Origin of the sequence: Rhodanobacter sp. OK091, from assembly GCF_900142825.1 — a bacterium.
In the GTDB taxonomy this organism is placed as follows: Bacteria; Pseudomonadota; Gammaproteobacteria; order Xanthomonadales; family Rhodanobacteraceae; genus Rhodanobacter.
This window is the reverse complement of sequence record NZ_FRCH01000002.1, coordinates 200094-216879: the sequence shown is the minus strand read 5'-3', so window position 1 is coordinate 216879 and position 16786 is coordinate 200094. Positions and strand designations below refer to the sequence as shown.

At 65.6% G+C, this 16786-nt stretch carries 17 protein-coding genes; 11 read left to right on the top strand and 6 right to left on the bottom strand.

The features are described from left to right. Positions 1-10: 10 nt before the first annotated feature. On the bottom strand, positions 11-1618 hold the full coding sequence (gene murJ / locus BUA26_RS10585; protein ID WP_072760572.1) for a murein biosynthesis integral membrane protein MurJ: 1608 nt from the start codon (positions 1616-1618) through the stop codon (positions 11-13). A 229-nt stretch (positions 1619-1847) separates the two neighbouring features. Between murJ and rpsT the strand changes: the two genes are divergently transcribed. Beyond that, positions 1848-2111 carry a 30S ribosomal protein S20 gene (gene rpsT / locus BUA26_RS10580; protein ID WP_072760571.1) on the top strand — a complete coding sequence of 88 codons (264 nt, stop codon included), beginning with the start codon at positions 1848-1850 and terminating at the stop codon, positions 2109-2111. Between the two features lie 75 nt (positions 2112-2186). Here the strand turns inward: rpsT and BUA26_RS10575 are convergent, their stop codons facing one another. From BUA26_RS10575 to BUA26_RS10565, 3 genes are read right to left on the bottom strand one after another with little or no spacing between them, the layout of a single operon-like run. Continuing rightward, positions 2187-2486, bottom strand: a complete 300-nt coding sequence (locus tag BUA26_RS10575; RefSeq protein ID WP_072760568.1) for a DUF6587 family protein — start codon at positions 2484-2486, stop codon at positions 2187-2189. Continuing rightward, positions 2483-4321 carry a ferrous iron transporter B gene (locus BUA26_RS10570; RefSeq protein ID WP_072760567.1) on the bottom strand — a complete coding sequence of 613 codons (1839 nt, stop codon included), beginning with the start codon at positions 4319-4321 and terminating at the stop codon, positions 2483-2485. The genes BUA26_RS10575 and BUA26_RS10570 overlap by 4 nt, the downstream gene beginning before the upstream one ends. Then, the gene (locus BUA26_RS10565; RefSeq protein WP_072760566.1) at positions 4318-4563 is read right to left on the bottom strand and encodes a FeoA family protein; all 246 of its coding nucleotides are present in this window, start codon (positions 4561-4563) and stop codon (positions 4318-4320) included. Before BUA26_RS10565 ends, BUA26_RS10570 begins: the two co-directional genes overlap by 4 nt. 115 nt (positions 4564-4678) lie before the next feature. On the opposite strand from BUA26_RS10565, the gene BUA26_RS10560 reads away from it, so the two are divergent. The 7 genes from BUA26_RS10560 (at position 4679) to BUA26_RS10530 (ending at position 11702) form a co-directional block, all read left to right on the top strand. Next, positions 4679-5473, top strand: a complete 795-nt coding sequence (locus tag BUA26_RS10560; protein WP_072760565.1) for an enoyl-CoA hydratase-related protein — start codon at positions 4679-4681, stop codon at positions 5471-5473. A 22-nt stretch (positions 5474-5495) separates the two neighbouring features. Continuing rightward, positions 5496-6014, top strand: a complete 519-nt coding sequence (locus BUA26_RS10555; RefSeq protein ID WP_072760564.1) for a cupin domain-containing protein — start codon at positions 5496-5498, stop codon at positions 6012-6014. A gap of 101 nt (positions 6015-6115) precedes the next feature. Beyond that, entirely contained in the window at positions 6116-8104 is a 1989-nt protein-coding gene (locus BUA26_RS10550; protein WP_072760563.1) for an acetyl/propionyl/methylcrotonyl-CoA carboxylase subunit alpha, read from the top strand. A 143-nt stretch (positions 8105-8247) separates the two neighbouring features. Beyond that, on the top strand, positions 8248-9150 hold the full coding sequence (locus tag BUA26_RS10545) for a hydroxymethylglutaryl-CoA lyase (protein WP_072760562.1): 903 nt from the start codon (positions 8248-8250) through the stop codon (positions 9148-9150). Between the two features lie 63 nt (positions 9151-9213). Further along, entirely contained in the window at positions 9214-10533 is a 1320-nt protein-coding gene (locus BUA26_RS10540; RefSeq protein WP_072761533.1) for a metal-dependent hydrolase family protein, read from the top strand. After that, a complete protein-coding gene (locus BUA26_RS10535; RefSeq protein WP_072760561.1) occupies positions 10530-11018 on the top strand; it encodes a GNAT family N-acetyltransferase in 489 nt (162 codons plus the stop codon). Before BUA26_RS10540 ends, BUA26_RS10535 begins: the two co-directional genes overlap by 4 nt. 96 nt (positions 11019-11114) lie before the next feature. After that, positions 11115-11702: a GNAT family N-acetyltransferase gene (locus BUA26_RS10530; RefSeq protein WP_072760560.1), complete on the top strand. Its 588-nt coding sequence runs from the start codon at positions 11115-11117 to the stop codon at positions 11700-11702. 83 nt (positions 11703-11785) lie between these two features. On the opposite strand, the gene BUA26_RS10525 is transcribed toward BUA26_RS10530, so the two are convergent. Together BUA26_RS10525 and BUA26_RS10520 are read right to left on the bottom strand one after the other, a co-directional pair. Then, positions 11786-12205, bottom strand: coding sequence for an RcnB family protein (locus BUA26_RS10525; RefSeq protein ID WP_072760559.1), 420 nt, complete (start codon positions 12203-12205; stop codon positions 11786-11788). 179 nt (positions 12206-12384) lie between these two features. After that, complete coding sequence (locus tag BUA26_RS10520; RefSeq protein WP_072760558.1) at positions 12385-12876, bottom strand: RcnB family protein; 492 nt, start codon at positions 12874-12876, stop codon at positions 12385-12387. A 210-nt stretch (positions 12877-13086) separates the two neighbouring features. Here BUA26_RS10520 and BUA26_RS10515 point away from each other — a divergent pair, with 210 nt between their 5' ends. From BUA26_RS10515 to BUA26_RS10505, 3 genes are all read left to right on the top strand, one after another. Then, on the top strand, positions 13087-13854 hold the full coding sequence (locus BUA26_RS10515; RefSeq protein ID WP_072760556.1) for an SDR family NAD(P)-dependent oxidoreductase: 768 nt from the start codon (positions 13087-13089) through the stop codon (positions 13852-13854). A 92-nt stretch (positions 13855-13946) separates the two neighbouring features. Continuing rightward, the gene (yeiP, locus tag BUA26_RS10510) at positions 13947-14510 is read left to right on the top strand and encodes an elongation factor P-like protein EfpL (RefSeq protein WP_072760555.1); all 564 of its coding nucleotides are present in this window, start codon (positions 13947-13949) and stop codon (positions 14508-14510) included. Between the two features lie 170 nt (positions 14511-14680). Then, positions 14681-16780: an FUSC family protein gene (locus BUA26_RS10505; protein ID WP_072760553.1), complete on the top strand. Its 2100-nt coding sequence runs from the start codon at positions 14681-14683 to the stop codon at positions 16778-16780. The last annotated feature ends 6 nt before the right edge of the window (positions 16781-16786 follow it).

Sequence of the window (16786 nt, the reverse complement as noted above, 5' to 3'; positions counted from 1 at the left end):
GCCGCCAGTCTCAAGCGGCACGCAGGTCGCGTAACCGGAAACCGCCGGCAAACAGCACGCCGACGTAGGCCGCGCTGCCAGCCATCACCAGCACCAGCAAATGCCACAGCCGGGTCAGCCAGCGCACGTTGGACCAGTCCGGCCACAACCAGCGCCCCAGCAGCAGCACCGCTACCATCACCGTGCACGCCAGCGCCAGGCGCAGCAAATGGCGCGACCAACCCGGCTGGCGTTGATATACGCCGGATCTTTTCAGCCAGTGCCACAGCAGGTACAGGTTGACGTAAGAGGCCACCGCACTGGCCAGGCCCAGCGCCATATGCAGGCCGGGCAACTGCGCCAGACCATCCAGCCACGGCAATTGCTTCAGCCCAGCCGGTGCCCACAGCTCGAACAGCAGCACCAGGAACAGCACGTTCAGCAGCATGTTGGTGAGCATTGAGGCCACCCCGGCGCGTACCGGCGTACGCGTGTCCTGGCGCGCATAGAACGCCGGCAGCAGCACCTTCACCAGCGCGAACGCCGGCAACCCGAAACTCAGCGCGGTGATCGACAGCGTCGCCATGTCGGTGTCGTGCGCGGTCCAGTGGCCATGCTGGAACAGCGTGGCGACCAGCGGCTCGGCCAGCAGCATCAGCCCGAACATCGCCGGCACCGCGATCAGCAAAGTGACCCGCAGGCCCCAGTCCAGCGCGCGCGAAAATCCGGCCTTGTCGGTGGTGACGTGGTGGCGGGACAGCGACGGCAGGATCACCGTGCCCAGCGCTACCCCGAACACGCCCAGCGGCAATTCCAGAAAACGATCCGCCTGCGACAGCCAGCTCTGCGAGCCGACGATCAAGTACGAGGCGATCACCGTGTCGAACAGCAGGTTGATCTGCGCCACGGAGGAGCCGAACAAGGTCGGCACCATCAGCCGCATGATCTTCCGCACGTCCGGGTGACTCCAGCCCCAGCGCGGCAAGGTCAGCAGATCCAGCCCGCGCAACGCCGGCAACTGGAACAGCAGTTGCAGGATGCCGGCAACCAGGATCGCCCAGCCCATCGCCAGGATCGGCGTCTGCAGCCGCTTCGACAGCCACAGCGCGCCGGCGATCATGCACAGGTTGAGGATCACCGGCGTCAACGCCGGCAGACCGAAGCGATGGAAACTGTTCAGTGCGCCGCCGGACAACGCAGTCAGCGACACGAACAGCAGGAATGGAAAAGTCAGCCGCAGCAGCTCGACGGTGAGTTCGAACTTGCGCGGCTCGTCGATCGCGCCCGGCGAAAACAGAGTGGTCACCTGCGGCGCAAAAATGATCCCCAGTGCAGTGATCACCAGCAACACCCCACCCAACGTGCCCGATACCCGCGACATCAGGTTCTTCAGGTCCGCATGGCTGCCCTTTTCCTTCACCTCGGTGAAGACCGGCACGAACGCGGTGGAGAACGAGCCTTCGGCAAACAGCCGGCGCATGAAATTGGGAATGCGGAACGCCACCCAGAACGCGTCGGTGGCCCCGTTGGCGCCGAATGCGGCATTGATCGACATGTCGCGCACCAGGCCGAGCACCCGCGAGATCATCGTCATGCTGCTGAACGAGAGCAGCCCGCGGAACATGCTGGGGGACTTCATGTGGCTGTCGTTACCTTCTGGCCGGGCGTACGGGGCGCGTAGTTTGACAGCCGCCACAGGCAAGATGACAGCCCGCGATGTGGCAAAATGCCGACGTCGCGACCGCCCGGATTGACCTCGGACCCGCGGCGACCCGCCGGCCCCCGCCTAAATGATTGACGCAACGGCGAATCGACCGCATAATTGGCGTCTTTTTCCAACCCCTAACACTGCATTCCGGAGTTCTACCTTGGCCAACATCAAGTCCGCGAAGAAGCGCGCGCGCCAGTCCGAACAGCGCCGCCTGCGCAACATCAGCGCCCGCTCCATGGTCCGCACCGCCCTGAAGAAGGTCGTCAAGGCCATCGAGGCCAAGGACAAGGCCGGCGCCATCGCCGCGTTCACCGTCGCCCAGCCGGTGATGGATCGCTACGCTGCCCGCGGCCTGATCCACAAGAACAAGGCTGCCCGCCACAAGAGCCGCCTCAACGCGAAGATCCGCGAACTGGCGTAAGCCGGGGCGCGATTCGAGTTGCACGAAAAAACCGGCGCAAGCCGGTTTTTTTGTCCGCATTCTGTAGGTCGCATGTCACTGCCTGGTGCGGAACTCCAATGGCGCCGATCCCGTTCGTGCCGCGGCGGGCGGCTTCGCACCACAGGCGCCGCACGTGCTGCAGCCATCGCTGCAATTGCCGGTCGCCTGCTTCGGCTGCAGGCGTTGCCCCAAAGCACGCAGCCATGCGGCACGGCCGGAACGGCTGAAATGGATCGACGCCGCCGCCAGCCAGCGGTTGGTGAGCTTGGGCGCCAGCTTGCGGAACACGAGCAGCGCACTGGCCAGCACGATCAGGCCGATCACCATGTATTGCGCCAGCATGCCCGCGCTCATGTCAGCATCCTCGTCACCTGGTAGACGACGAACGACGCGGCGTAAGCCATGCCGAACATGTAGCCGAACGAGATCGCCACGTTGCGCCAGGAGTTGGTCTCGCGACGGATCACCGCCAGCGTGGACATGCACTGCGGCGCATACGCAAACCACACCAGCAGCGACAGCGCGCTGGCCAGCGAGATCTGCCCTGCCAGCGCATGACCCAGGCCGCCGGTCGCCTCGCCGCCAACCAGATAGACGGTGGCCAGCGCCGCCACCGCCGTCTCGCGCGCGGCGAACGCCGGGATCAGTGCCAGGCTGATCTGCCAGTTGAAGCCGATCGGCGCGAAGATGTACTGCAGCCCGCGCCCGATGTAGCCGGCGAAGCTGTAGTTGATGGCCGGCCCGGTCGCGCCAGCCGGCGGCGACGGGAAGGTGGAGATGAACCACATCAGCACGGTCAGCCCCAGGATCACGCCAGTCAGGCGTTTTAGGAAAATCGCGCCGCGCTCGTACAGGCCGATCGCCACGTCGCGCACTTTCGGCATCCGGTACGACGGCAGCTCCATCAGCAGCGCATGCTCGCTCTTGTCGCGGCGTAGATGCTTCATCACCCAGCCCACCGCCATCGCGCCGAGGATGCCCGCCAGATACAGCGCGAACAGCACGATGCCTTGCAGGTTGAACACGCCGAACACGTAACGCATCGGGATGAAGGCGCCGATCAGCAGCGCATACACCGGCAGGCGCGCCGAGCAGGTCATCAGCGGAGCGATCAGGATGGTGGCCAGACGGTCGCGCGGATCCTGGATGCTGCGCGTGCCCATGATACCGGGGATCGCGCAGGCAAAACTCGACAGCAGCGGGATGAACGAGCGCCCGGTCAACCCCACCGACAGCATCAGGCGATCGAGCAGGAACGCCGCGCGCGGCAGATAGCCGGACTCCTCCAGGGTGAGAATGAACAGGAACAGCACCAAGATAACCGGCAGGAAGCCCAGCACCGTGCCGAGGCCGCCGAACAGGCCATTGACCACCAGACTCTGCAACGGCCCGGCCGGCATCAGCGCAGCGACATGCTCGCCCATCCAGCCGAAGCCGCTGCCGATCAGATCGCTCACCGGCTTGCCCGCGGCATACACCGCCTGGAACACCAGGAACATCACCACGGCGAGAATCGCCAGCCCGAACACCGGATGCAGCGCCCAGCGATCGATGGCATCGTCGAGCGCCGCGGTGGCGCGCGGCATCGTCACCGTCGCGGTCAGGATATCGCGCACCTGCGCATGCAGGTCGGCACGGCTGGCAGCGTCGTCGGGTTCTACCGGCGCGGCTGTCGGCATTTCGCCGTCGACCCGTTCGATCAGCGCCCGCACGCCGCCACGCTTCACCGCAACGGTTTCCACCACCGGCACGCCAAGGCGGCGCTGCAGTTCCGGCACGTCGATGAGGATGCCGCGACGGCGCGCCGTATCCATCATGTTCAACGCCAGCACGATCGGCCGGCCAAGACGTTTCACTTCCAGCACGAAACGCAGGTGCAGGCGCAGGTTGGTGGCATCGGCGACGCAGATGATCAGATCCGGCGGCACCTCACCGGGGTAGTTGCCGGCACAGACGTCGCGGGTGATCTGCTCGTCCGGGCTGTTCGCCTCGAAGCTGTACGTGCCTGGCAAATCGAGGATTTGCAGCACACGGCCGGACGGCGCGGTGAAGCGGCCTTCCTTGCGCTCGACGGTGACGCCGGCGTAGTTCGCCACCTTCTGCCGGCCGCCGGTGAGCTGGTTGAACAGCGCCGTCTTGCCGCAGTTGGGGTTGCCGACCAGGGCGATGCGCAGGGTCGAGGCGCTCATGCCGCCACCTCGGCGCGTACACTGATCCGGGCCGCTTCGGCACGGCGCAGGGCAAAGCGGGTATAGCCGATCTGGATCAGCACCGGATCGCCGCCCATCGGCCCGATCGCCACGACCCGTACCGGTTCACCGTCCACGAAACCCAGGTCGCGCAGGCGTTGCGCAATCGGATCCGCCGCATGCGCATCGTGCACGCGGTCGACCACGGCGGAAGCACCTTTGGACAATTCGGACAGACGCACGGGCGGCTCTCAAATAAGAATTGTTCGCATTGTAGACCTTTGCCCGCCCCGCTGCATCAGGCCGCATGCCGGCGATGGGCAGCGTTTATCATGGCGCTATTTGCAGGGCCTACCGATGACCGACTCCATCCTGAGCGAACGCCGTGGCGCGGTGGCGTGGCTCACCTTGAACCGTCCGCAGATTCACAACGCGTTCGATGACGAGCTGATCGCCGCGCTCACCGACGCGCTGGCGCAGGCCGATGCCGATCCGGCCGTGCGCGCCGTGGTGCTGAGCGGCAATGGCAGCTGCTTCTCCGCCGGCGCCGATCTCAACTGGATGCGCGGCATGGCCAGCGCCAGCGAACAGGAAAACCGCGAAGACTCGTTGCGGCTGGCGCGGTTGATGCGCAACCTGCAGTTCCTGTCCAAACCCACCGTTGCGCGGGTCAACGGCGCCGCCTACGGTGGCGGCGTCGGCCTGGTCGCCTGCTGCGATATCGCGGTGGGTGTCGACACCGCCAAGTTCGCGCTGTCGGAAGTGAAGCTGGGCCTGGTGCCGGCGGTGATCTCACCGTACGTTGTCGCCGCGATCGGCTTGCGCGAGGCGCGTCGGCTGTTCATCACCGGCGAAGTGTTCGACGCCGCCGTCGCCGCCCGCATCGGATTGCTGCACGCCGTTGTGCCGCCCGCCGAACTGGACGAGGCGATCGAGCGCCAGTTGTACCTGCTGGCCAAAGCCGGCCCGCTGGCCCAATGCGAGGCGAAGCGGCTGGCCTTGCGCGTCGGCGGTGCCGACCCGGCGGAAGCCGAACGTATCGACGCAGCCAACGCCGAACTGATCGCCCGCCTGCGCGTTTCGGCGGAAGGTCAGCACGGCCTAAGTGCATTCCTCGACAAGCGCGCGCCGGCGTGGGTCGGCGGCGCCTGATGATTTCAGCCGGGAGCAACTCATGAGTGGACGCATCCTCAACCTGGACCAGATCGAACTGCAGTCGGTCGATTCCCGCATGACACCTACCGGCAGCAACGCGGATAGCTACGATATCCGCTGGGGCGAGATCGCCAGCCGGATCGGCGCGCGCAAGCTCGGCTACAACCTCACCGTGGTGGCGCCGGGCAAGCGCAATTGTCCGTTCCACAGCCATCGCGTGGAAGAAGAGATGTTCTTCATTCTCGAAGGCAGCGGCGAGCTGCGCTACGGCGACGCGCGCCATCCGCTGCGGGCCGGCGACATCGTCGCCTGCCCGCCCGGCGGCCCGGAAACCGCGCACCAGATCATCAACACCGGCAGCGTCGAGCTGCGCTATCTCGCCGTGGGCACCAATGAGGTCCCGGATATCTGCGAATACCCGGATTCCGGCAAATACCTCGTTTTCGACGACAGCCTTCGCGATGCAGACGGCAAGCCACGAAAATTCCGGGTGCTCGGAAGGGAGGCCCAATCGCTCGATTACTGGGACGGCGAATAGCCTCGACGCACGTCGCCATGCTGCGCCGCGCATCGGCGGCAACACCGCAATCTGCTAGTTTTACTGGCTTTGCATCGACACGAACGATTCCAGGGATCTGCATGTTCGAACGCGTACTGATAGCCAACCGCGGCGAGATCGCCTGTCGTGTGATACGCACCTGTCGCCGTCTGGGCATCCACACTATCGCGGTGTACTCGGAAGCCGATCGCGATGCTCAGCACGTGCGGCTGGCCGACGAAGCCTGGCCGATCGGCGGCCCGCGCCCTGCCGACTCATACCTGCGCGGCGACGTCATTCTCGAGGTGGGGAAAAAGACCGGCGCGCAGGCGATCCATCCCGGCTATGGCTTCCTGTCGGAGAACACCGGCTTCGCCCGCGCCTGCATGGATGCCGGCATCGCCTTCATTGGCCCGCGCCCGGAAAGCATCGACGCGATGGGTTCCAAGGCCGCCGCGAAGGCGTTGATGGAACAACACGCCGTGCCGCTGGTGCCCGGTTATCACGGCGAGAACCAGAACGGCGCCTTCCTCGCCGAACAGGCCGCGAAGACCGGCTTTCCGCTGATGATCAAGGCGGCCGCCGGCGGCGGCGGCAAGGGCATGCGCATCGTGCGCAACGCGGGCGAATTCGCCGACGCGCTCGCCTCCGCGCAACGCGAAGCAACCAGCTCGTTCGGCGATGCACGGGTGATCCTGGAACGCTACGTCGAGCATCCGCGGCATATCGAATTCCAGGTGTTCGGCGACACCCTTGGCAACGTGATCCATCTCAACGAGCGCGAATGCTCGGCCCAGCGCCGCTACCAGAAAGTGCTGGAGGAAACGCCCTCGCCCTTCCTCGACGCGTCGCGCCGCAAGGCCATGGGTGAAGCGGCCGTCGCCGCGGCGAAAGCGGTCGACTACGTCGGCGCCGGCACGGTGGAGTTCATCGTCGCTCAGAGCGGCGAGTTCTTCTTCATGGAGATGAACACCCGCCTGCAGGTCGAACATCCGGTCACCGAGCTGACGCTGGGACTGGACCTGGTCGAATGGCAGCTGCGAGTGGCCTCGGGCGAACCGCTGCCGTTGCGCCAGGAGCAAATCCACGCGCATGGCCATGCAATCGAAGTGCGCCTGTATGCGGAAGACCCGGACCAGAACTTCCTGCCCGGCTCCGGCAAGCTGCAGACGCTGCGTCTTCCCATACCGTCGCCACATGTACGCATCGACGGCGGCGTGATCGAAGGCGACACGGTGACGATCTTCTACGACCCGATGATCGCCAAGCTGATCGTGTTCGATGCCACCCGCGAGCAAGCCTTGCAGCGATTGCGCGAGGCGTTGGCCGCATGCGAAATCGTGGGCCCGAAATCGAATATCGGTTTTCTCGAGCGACTCGCCTGCCACCCGGCCGTGGTCGAGGGCCGCATCGACACCGGCTACCTGGACCGCCACCTGGAAGAATTCCTGGTCGGCGAGGTGGTGCCGACGGACCCGGTGCTGTTCGCCGCGGCTACCGCCGCCCTGCTCCACGACGAACTGAGCATCGGTGCCGTAGCCGCCGATCCGCATTCACCATGGGCCCGCGCCGACGCCTGGCGCATCGGCCATGCGGGCAAGCGGATCATTGCGTTGACCTTGCGCGAACAGCGTTACGACATCGAGGCCCATGGCCATGACGGCAGCTATGAGTTGCGCCGTGGCGAGGCGACGTGCGAAGTACGCGGTGCGCGCCTTCTTGACGACAACCTGAGCGCGCGCTTCGACGGGGAATCGCAACGCGTACCGCTACATGCCGATGCAGCCCACGTGCTGCTGCACGACGCCCACGGCCAGCGCTACAGCTTCGCCCGTGCTGCCGCGTTCGCGTGGGAGTCGAAGGACGCTGCCGGCGGCAACCAGGTCATCGCGCCGATGCCCGGCCGCATCGTACTGGTGAAAGCGAAAGCCGGCGATGTGGTCGAACACGGCCAGGAGCTGCTGGTGATGGAAGCCATGAAGATGGAACTGGCCTTGAAGGCGCCACGCGCCGGCACCATCGAGAGCGTGAACGCTGCGCAAGGCGAATTTGTCGAGGCGGATGCCGTGCTGGTGCGCTTCGAGGCATGATGCTCTAGCCCCTCTCCCAATCGGAGAGGGGTTGGGGTGAGGGTTCGGCCAGCGCGACACATTTGGGCAAGACCGAACCCTCATCCGCCCCTTCGGGGCACCTTCTCCCGCAGGGAGAAGGTAAATTTTTCCGGAGACATCGCATGACTTCTTCCAATCACGTCCGCATTGTCGAAGTCGGCGCACGAGACGGCCTGCAGAACGAAAAGACTCTGCTGCCGGCCGACGTGAAGATCGCGCTGATCGATCGCCTTTCTTCAACGGGTCTGCAAACCATCGAAGCGACCAGCTTCGTCAGCCCGAAGTGGGTGCCGCAGCTGGCCGACGCGGCCGAGGTGTTCCGCGGAATCCGCAAAGTACCCGGGGTGAGCTACCCGGTGCTGGTGCCGAACCTGCAGGGTTATCAGCGTGCCCGCGAAGTGGGTGCGACGGACATCGCCGTGTTCACTGCGGCGTCGGAAGCGTTCAACCGCAAGAACATCAACGCCTCGATCGACGAGTCGATCGAGCGCTTCATTCCGGTAATCGAACAGGCTAGGGCCGACCAGGTGAAAGTACGCGGCTACGTCTCGACCGTGCTGGGTTGCCCATACCAGGGCGAGGTGCCGGTCGCCGACGTGGTGCGCGTGGCGCGCCGGATGTACGAGCTGGGCTGCCACGAGATTTCCCTGGGCGACACCATCGGCGTGGGCACGCCGGCCAAGGCGCGGGCGATGCTGCACGCGGTGGCGCAGGAGGTGCCGATGGCGGCGCTGGCGGTGCATTTCCACGACACCTACGGCCAGGCGTTGGCGAATATCCTGACCTGTCTGGAAGAAGGTGTGCGCGTGGTGGACAGCTCGGTTTCCGGTACCGGTGGCTGCCCGTACGCGAAGGGCGCCACCGGCAACGTGGCCAGCGAAGACGTGGTCTACATGCTGCACGGCATGGGCATGAGCACCGGCGTCGACCTCGACCTGCTGGTGGCCACGGGCGCATGGTTGGCCGCACAACTGCACAAGGACACCGCCAGCCGGGTCACCCGCGCACGCACCGCGGCGGCCTGAGCGTCTCGCCGAAACCCGCCGGCGGTCGCTATCATCGGGCTTCGATCGATGCAGGGTGATGCGATGCGTACGAACTTGATGACGTGGTGTCGGAATACAGCGGCACTACTGCTCGTGCTATGTGCCCTGCCCACGCTGGCCGCGACGCCGAAAGGCGACTGGCTGCTGCTGCCCGAGCGCGTGTGGACCGGCGATGGCGATGCCGTGCATCGTGGCTGGGCGGTGCTGGTACACGACGGCGTGATCGCTGCCGCCGGCCCTGTCGCATCGGTGCACGCACCCGCCGGCACGCAGCGCGTCGAGCTGCCCGGCGCCACCCTCACGCCCGGGCTGATCGATCTGCACTCGCACCTGTTCCTGCATCCTTACAACGAAACGTTGTGGAACGACCAGGTACTGACCGAACCGCAGGACTACCGCACGCTGGAGGCCGCCGCCCATGCCAAGGCCACACTGATGGCCGGCTTCACCGCGCTGCGCGACCTCGGCACCGAGGGCGCCGGCTTTGCCGACGTGTCGATCCAGCGTGCGATCAACGAAGGACTGATCCCGGGGCCACGGATGTTCGTCGCCACCCGGGCCATCGTCGCCACCGCCAGCTACGGGCCGGGGCCGCGCAGCTTCCGTCCGGATCTCGACTTGCCGCAAGGGGCGCAGCCGGTCAGCGGCGCGGATGCGGCCATCGCCGCCGTGCGCGAGCAGGCCGCCCGCGGCGCCGACTGGATCAAGCTGTATGCGGACTATCGGGTGGGCACGGGCGGCGAAACCGCGCCCACCCTCAACCCGGCGGAACTGAAGGCCATCGTCGATACGGCGCACCAGATCGGCCGTCCGGTCGCAGCGCACGCGGCCAGCGATGCCGGCGTGCGCATGGCGGTCGAGGCCGGCGTGGACACCATCGAACACGGTTACGGCGCCAGTGAGGCGACCTTCCGCTTGCTCAAGCAAAAGGGTGTGGCCTATGAACCCACGCTCACCGCAGTCGACGCGACCTCGGAGTATTTCCAGCACTACGTGCCGGGCAAGTCCGAACCGACACCCGCCATGAAGGAGGCCGAGCGCGCGTTTCGTACCGCGCTGAAAGTCGGCGTCACCATCGGCAACGGCAGTGACGTGGGCGTGTTCGCGCACGGCACCAACTGGCGCGAGCCCGCGGCGATGGTGCGCGACGGCATGACGCCGGCGCAGGCGCTGCATGCGGCCACCGACGTGGCGGCGAAGATCCTGCGCCAGTCGCAACACTTCGGCCGCATCGCACCGGGCCTGGATGCCGACCTTGCCGCATTCACCGGCGATCCCAGCACGCAGATCGACGATCTCGCCCACCCGGTCTTCGTGATGAAGGACGGCATCTCCTACCGCAGCCCCGCAGCGACGCCATGAACGAGACATTCCATATCCGCCCGATCGAGCCGCGCGACAACATCGCGATGGCCGCGGTCATCCGCAGCGTGATGCCCGAGTTCGGCGCCGACGGCCCCGGCTTCGCGATTCATGATGCCGAGGTCGACACCATGTATGAAGCCTATGCGCAGCCACGTTCCAGCTACTTTGTGGTCGAGCGCGACGGCATGGTCATCGGCGGTGGCGGCGTCGCGCCGCTGGAGAATGCCGAGCCGGACGTGTGCGAATTGCGCAAGATGTATTTCCTGCCGCAGGCACGCGGCATCGGCGCCGGCAGCGCGATGATGCAGCGCTGCCTCGATGCGGCACGCGCGCACGGCTTCCGGCGCTGCTATCTGGAAACGCTGACCGGCATGGATGCGGCGCAAGCGCTGTACAAGCGCAGCGGCTTCACCGCGCTGTGCGCGCCGATGGGCGGCACCGGGCATTTCAGCTGCGACCGTTTCTTCATCCGCGAGCTGTGAGCAAGCCATGAACCGGCGCGATCCGCATATCGCCATCACTCAGGAACGGCAAGCCGTGCAGTTGGAAATACCTCACGTGCCGAAGGCGGACTTTCGATGATACGCATCGCCCGCGACGAAGACGCCGCCGCCATCCACGCAATCTACGCCCCTTCGATTGCCGACGGGGTAGCCACGTTCGAGACCGAGCTGCCCGGCGTGCCTGCGATGCGCGAACGCATCCAGGCCCGCCTGCGGCATTACCCCTGGCTGGTGTGGGAAGAAGGCGGTGAAGTACTGGCCTATGCCTATGCCGGGCGCTTTCGGGAACGCGCCGCCTACGACTGGATTGCGGAAACCTCGATCTATGTTCGCGGCGATGCACATCGTCGCGGCATCGCCCGCCGACTCTATGGCACGCTGCTGGACGCGATGCGATTGCAAGGCATCAACCAGGCCGTCGGCGTGATCACTCTGCCCGGAACGATCAGCGTGGCCATGCACGAAGCCATGGGTTTCAGCCCCGCCGGCGTGTGGCGCCAGTGCGGCTACAAGCTTGGCCAATGGTGGGACGTGGGCGTGTGGCAGAAGGAGTTGCAGCCCGCAGCGTCTCCGCCGCCCCCGGTGATACCTTTCCCGGACATGGCGGGAACGGCTGCACTACGGCGCTTGCTGGACAGCTCGACCGCTGCCCAGGATCCCTAAAAAACATCAGGCCCGCTTCAAGCGGGCCTGATGTTTTTACTCAGCTTGTGCTCAACAGAACGGTGAACGCAGAGCTTTCCACATCAGTGATTGGCGAGGATGCTCACGATCACGCCGGTGGCAATCGCGACCAGCAGGAAGTCCCCGTTGTCGCTGCGCACATAGCGATAGCCACGCGGCGGCTCACGCAGATTCTGACCACGCCAGTCGTCCACCACATAGGGACCGTCACGATACTCGGTCGGCACATAGCCACCTTGGCGGTACCAGCCTTCGTGACGACCGCGGTCGTACATACCGTGATAGCTGTGACCGCGGCCTTGATTGCCACGGCCCCGACCGTGATCGCCTCGATCCTGATCACCCCGGCCATGATCGCCTCGATCCTGATCGCGGCCCTGATGCTTCTGGTCGCCATAATCCTGCGGTTGCGCCACTGCGGCGGCAGCGGAAAACATCAACAGTGCGCCACAGACCACCCACATACTCCGCTGCTTGTTCATGAATCTTCACCTCTTGGAATGACGAGAACCGGGGAGCGGTTCTTGCCGCGACGCATTCGGAGAATTCCGAAGGGCTGGCGATCTCGAAAGATCGCCAGCCCTGTCAGCACTATCAGCGACGGGAACCCCTGGTCGCGTGAATGTTTCCGTGAAGTGGTTTCACATGCAGGTTTTCGGTATCAGTGCGAAAGCAGGATGTCCGCAATGACGCCGCTGGCGATCGCCACCAGCAGGAACTGGCCATCGTCGCCACGCACGTAGCGATAGCCGTACGGCGGCTGACGCAGGTGATAGACCTGCCAGTCCTCGACCTCGTAGCGGCGATCGCGGTATTCGACCGGAACGTACCCGCCACGCTTGTACCAGCCCTCGTGACGGCCGCGGTCGTGACTCACGTAATAGCCGCGGTGGTCGTCACGGTCATAGCGGACCTCGCGATCCCGGTCATGGCCACGGCCATGGTCGCCGCGATCGTCCCAGTCGCGGCCATGGCCATTGTCGTCACGATCATGCTTGTTGCCGTGATTGCCGTGGTTGCCGTTGCCGTGGCTGCCATGCCAGTCCTGGTCGTCCTGCTGACCGCGATCGTCATGCTGCGGCGACGGGCTGGCGGCCGCCGCGGTCGCAGCGCACAGCAGACCGCTGGCCAGAAGAATCAGGTACCTTTTCATGACATGTCTCCTTGGAAAATAGGGGGAACGCTGGCCGTGCTACACACCATCATGGCTCCCGTTGCTGAAGCCTAGCAAGCTTCCCTGAACGGCACCGGTCAAACGATCCGCCAGGCTGAACGCCACCTAGCGGCTACGAATGGGCGGCCCGGATCACGGCGGATCGGCAGCTCCGCTACTATGTGCGTTTTTCGGCACCCGGATACCTTCATGCAGTTGAATCAGGTCAAGGCAATCATCACCGGCGGAGCCTCCGGCCTCGGCCATGCGGTGGCGCAACATCTTGTCGCGCATGGCGGCAAGGTCGCCCTGTTCGACGTCAATGACGAGAAAGGCCACGCCGCCGCGAAGGAACTGGGCGACGCGGCGCGCTTCTTCCGCACCGATGTCACTTCCGAAGACGGCGTGAGCGCCAACGTGGCCGCCGCACGTGACGCGATGGACGGTCTCAATGTGCTGATCAACTGCGCCGGCATCCTCGGTGCCGGCCGCGTGCTGGGCAAGGAAGGCCCGATGCCGCTGGCGAACTTCGCCAGCACGGTGATGGTGAACCTGGTTGGCAGCTTCAACGTGGCCAAGGCCGCCGCCGCACTGATGCAGGACAACGAGGCAGGCGAGGACGGCGAGCGCGGCGTAATCATCAACACCGCCAGCGTCGCCGCCTACGAAGGCCAGATCGGCCAGGCCGCGTATTCCGCCTCCAAGGGCGGCGTGGTAGGCATGACCTTGCCGATGGCGCGCGAACTGGCCCGCTTCGGCATCCGTGTGGCGACGATCGCCCCGGGCATCTTCTGGACCCCGATGGTCGATGGCATGTCGGAAGCCGTGCAGCAGTCGCTGTCCGCCTCGATCCCGTTCCCGGCGCGCCTGGGCCAGCCGAACGAATACGCCAGCACTGTCGCCTTCATCCTCGGCAATCGCTACATCAACGGCGAAACCATTCGCCTCGATGGCGCGGTGCGGCTTCAACCTAAATAGCGAGGAGTGAGTGGGGAGGAGTGAGAAGCGAGAGAAATGCTTCGTACTCCCCGACACCGCTGCCGCCTTCTCTCACTACTCTCCACTGACTTATGAAAGCTTCCGACGTCAAGAAAGGCAATGTGGTCGAACACGACGGCACCGTCTATCAGGTGCGCGACATCGAGCGCAGCTCGCCCAGCGCGCGCGGCGGCAATGTCACCTTCCGTTTCACCCTGTATTCGATTCCCGGCGGACGCAAGTTCGACCTCAGCCTGCGTGCCGACGACGAGCTGCGCGAGATGGATCTGGTTCGTCGCGCCGCGAATTTCTCGTACATGGATGACGGCGCGTTCGTATTCATGGATGCCGAGGATTACACCCAGTACCCGCTCTCGCCCGAGCTGGTGGGAGACAATGCCGGCTACATCGTCGAAGGCATCGAGGGCTATTACGTGCAGCTGATCGACGATGCGCCGGTCGGCCTGCAGGTGCCGAGCAGCGTGATCCTGACCGTGGTCGACACCGCGCCGGAAATGAAGGGTTCCAGCGCCACCAAGCGCAACAAGCCGGCCAAGCTCAACACCGGCATCGAAGTGCAGGTGCCCGAGTACATCACCAACGATGAGAAAGTGTGGGTGAACACGCTCACCGGAGAGTTCGCCGGCCGGGCTTGAGGGCAGAATCGAGTGGAGAGGAGTGAGAAGTGAGAGAAAAGCAGTTCGAGACTGCCTCGCTTCTCGTCCCAAACAGGCATGGAGCATTGGATCAGGTGGCACGGTAACCTTGCCCGAGTCACGGCTCTTCTCTCACCTCTCACTCCTCTCCACTCACTCCTAGCCCACCCATGTCCTCCAGCGACTATTCGCTACGCGCCCATGCGATCGAAAGCCTGACCGTCATCAAGCGGCCGGACGTGCCGTGGCAGGTGGTCTTGCGCAATACCGCCGCGGTGGTGCTGCCGCTGGGTGTCGGTCTGGCCATGGGTTATCCGCAGATCGGACTGGGCGTGGCAGCCGGTGCGCTGGACACGATGTTTTCCGATCAGCCCGGACCGTATCGGCAGCGCCTGCGCCAACTGCTGTTGGCGTCACTGGCTGCGGGCGCTGCCGCGCTGGTGGGTTTTCTGATCGGCGGCCACTTGCTGCCGATCCTGATCGCCACGGCCGCCTGCGGATTCTTCGGCGGCCTGCTGGTGGTGTTCGGCATCGATACTGCGCGGGTCGGCATGACCAGCATGATCCTGCTGGTGATCACCGCCTCGACGCCGACATCGCTGCAAGGAGCACTCGGCGGCGCCGCGTTGATTTTCAGCGGCGGTCTGTTGCTTACCGTGTTCTCGCTGGCCGCGTGGCCACTGCAACGCTATTGGCCCGAACGACAGGCACTGACCAACGTGTACACCGGTCTTGCCGTGCTGGCCAGGCAACAATCGCATGACGACACCGATGTGCCGGCGTTGACCGAAGCGATGACCACGTTGCAGCAAACCCTGCTGGGCCGTCACCGCGCCCACGGTCGCGCGATGGAAGCGTTCGGCGTGCTGCTGGAGCTGGCCGAACGGATCCGGCTGGAGCTCACCGCGATGACCGAGCTGCACGCCGATCCGACCACCCACGCGATGTTCCGCGAGGACGCCGCACGCGTGCTGGCGGCGATTGCCGACGCACTGGCACAAGGTGAATCACCGGAGCAGGCCAGCCGCGCGCTCCAGACCTTGCGTGCCAGCGAACAGGCGCTGTTCGACAACGACAGCCCCGCCGGCGGCCTGGCCGCGCACATCCATGCCCTCGCCGGCCAGTTGGCCGCGGCGGTGCGCAACGCCGACTGGGCCGGCAGCCGCGGCGAACTGCGTGCCAGTGCCGAAGAAACCCGCCTGCCCAAGGCATTGCGCAGCGGCTCTACCTGGGCCACGTTGCGCGCCAACCTCACGCCGCGCTCGGTGGCATTCCGCCACGCCGTGCGCATGGCTGTCTGCCTCAGCGCCGCGTTGTGGATCTCGCGCCTGCTGCAGCTGCCACACGGCTACTGGCTGCCGATGACGGCGGCTATCGTGCTGCGGCCTGACTTCGCCGCCACCTTCAACTTCGGCCTGCTGCGCGTGCTCGGCACGGTGCTGGGGCTGGTGCTCACCACTGTGTTGTTGCACATCACGCCGAACGAGCCGTGGGCACACCTGGCCCTGATGGCGCTGCTGTGCATGGCGTTCCGTTACCTGGCCACCGCGCACTACGGCTTCGCGGTGGCGGCGCTGACCGGCACCGTGGTCATCCTGCTTTCGTTCGAGGGCGTCAATTCCGGTGCCGCCGTGTCGGACCGGGTGATCAATACCGCGCTCGGCTGCGGCATGGCCTTGCTCGCCTACGTGGCGTGGCCGACCTGGGAGCGCGGCCGCGCGCGCGCCGCGCTGGCGGTGATGCTGGATGCCTACGCCAGTTATTTGCGCGCCATGGCGCAACCCGGACAGGCGGGCGCCCAGCGCGACACCCGCACCGCAGCCCGCACCGCCCGCACCAACGCGCAGGCTTCGATCGACCGCATGCGCACGGAGCCGGCCACTCCGCCGGAACTGTTGGCGCTGGCCCGCGCCTTGTTCGCCAACGGCAACCGCCTGGCGCGCACCGCCATGACGCTGGAGGCGTTGCTCGACGACCTCGCCACACTGTCCACACAAGAGGAGATCAGCCGTTTCATCGAGCACTCCGCTGACGCCTTGCAGACGATTGCCGCGGCACTGCGCGAACAGCGAACGATGAGTCCCTTGCCGCCACTGCGCGCCATGCAGCGCACGCTGGTCGGCGTCACCCAGAACGCCGGAGATCGTGCCACCGCCGAGCTGCTGGCGCGGGTCACCGACCGGCTGGTGGACAATATCGATACGCTCGCCTACGTGGCGAACCGCAGCCGTCCGGAACCCGCTACTGCGACGGACCCGCGACCGGCCTAGGGATGC

Excerpts from the sequence above, each read along its gene's own strand:
- yeiP (WP_072760555.1), top strand. The coding sequence starts at position 13,947 with ATGAAAGCTTCCGACGTCAAGAAAGGCAATGTGGTCGAACACGACGGC.
- BUA26_RS10555 (WP_072760564.1), top strand. The coding sequence starts at position 5,496 with ATGAGTGGACGCATCCTCAACCTGGACCAGATCGAACTGCAGTCGGTC.
- BUA26_RS10545 (WP_072760562.1), top strand. The coding sequence starts at position 8,248 with ATGACTTCTTCCAATCACGTCCGCATTGTCGAAGTCGGCGCACGAGAC.
- BUA26_RS10535 (WP_072760561.1), top strand. The coding sequence starts at position 10,530 with ATGAACGAGACATTCCATATCCGCCCGATCGAGCCGCGCGACAACATC.
- BUA26_RS10570 (WP_072760567.1), bottom strand. The coding sequence starts at position 4,321 with ATGAGCGCCTCGACCCTGCGCATCGCCCTGGTCGGCAACCCCAACTGC.
- BUA26_RS10540 (WP_072761533.1), top strand. The coding sequence starts at position 9,214 with ATGCGTACGAACTTGATGACGTGGTGTCGGAATACAGCGGCACTACTG.
- BUA26_RS10505 (WP_072760553.1), top strand. The coding sequence starts at position 14,681 with ATGTCCTCCAGCGACTATTCGCTACGCGCCCATGCGATCGAAAGCCTG.
- BUA26_RS10515 (WP_072760556.1), top strand. The coding sequence starts at position 13,087 with ATGCAGTTGAATCAGGTCAAGGCAATCATCACCGGCGGAGCCTCCGGC.
- BUA26_RS10575 (WP_072760568.1), bottom strand. The coding sequence starts at position 2,486 with ATGAGCGCGGGCATGCTGGCGCAATACATGGTGATCGGCCTGATCGTG.
- BUA26_RS10560 (WP_072760565.1), top strand. The coding sequence starts at position 4,679 with ATGACCGACTCCATCCTGAGCGAACGCCGTGGCGCGGTGGCGTGGCTC.
- BUA26_RS10525 (WP_072760559.1), bottom strand. The coding sequence starts at position 12,205 with ATGAACAAGCAGCGGAGTATGTGGGTGGTCTGTGGCGCACTGTTGATG.
- murJ (WP_072760572.1), bottom strand. The coding sequence starts at position 1,618 with ATGAAGTCCCCCAGCATGTTCCGCGGGCTGCTCTCGTTCAGCAGCATG.
- BUA26_RS10550 (WP_072760563.1), top strand. The coding sequence starts at position 6,116 with ATGTTCGAACGCGTACTGATAGCCAACCGCGGCGAGATCGCCTGTCGT.
- BUA26_RS10520 (WP_072760558.1), bottom strand. The coding sequence starts at position 12,876 with ATGAAAAGGTACCTGATTCTTCTGGCCAGCGGTCTGCTGTGCGCTGCG.
- BUA26_RS10530 (WP_072760560.1), top strand. The coding sequence starts at position 11,115 with ATGATACGCATCGCCCGCGACGAAGACGCCGCCGCCATCCACGCAATC.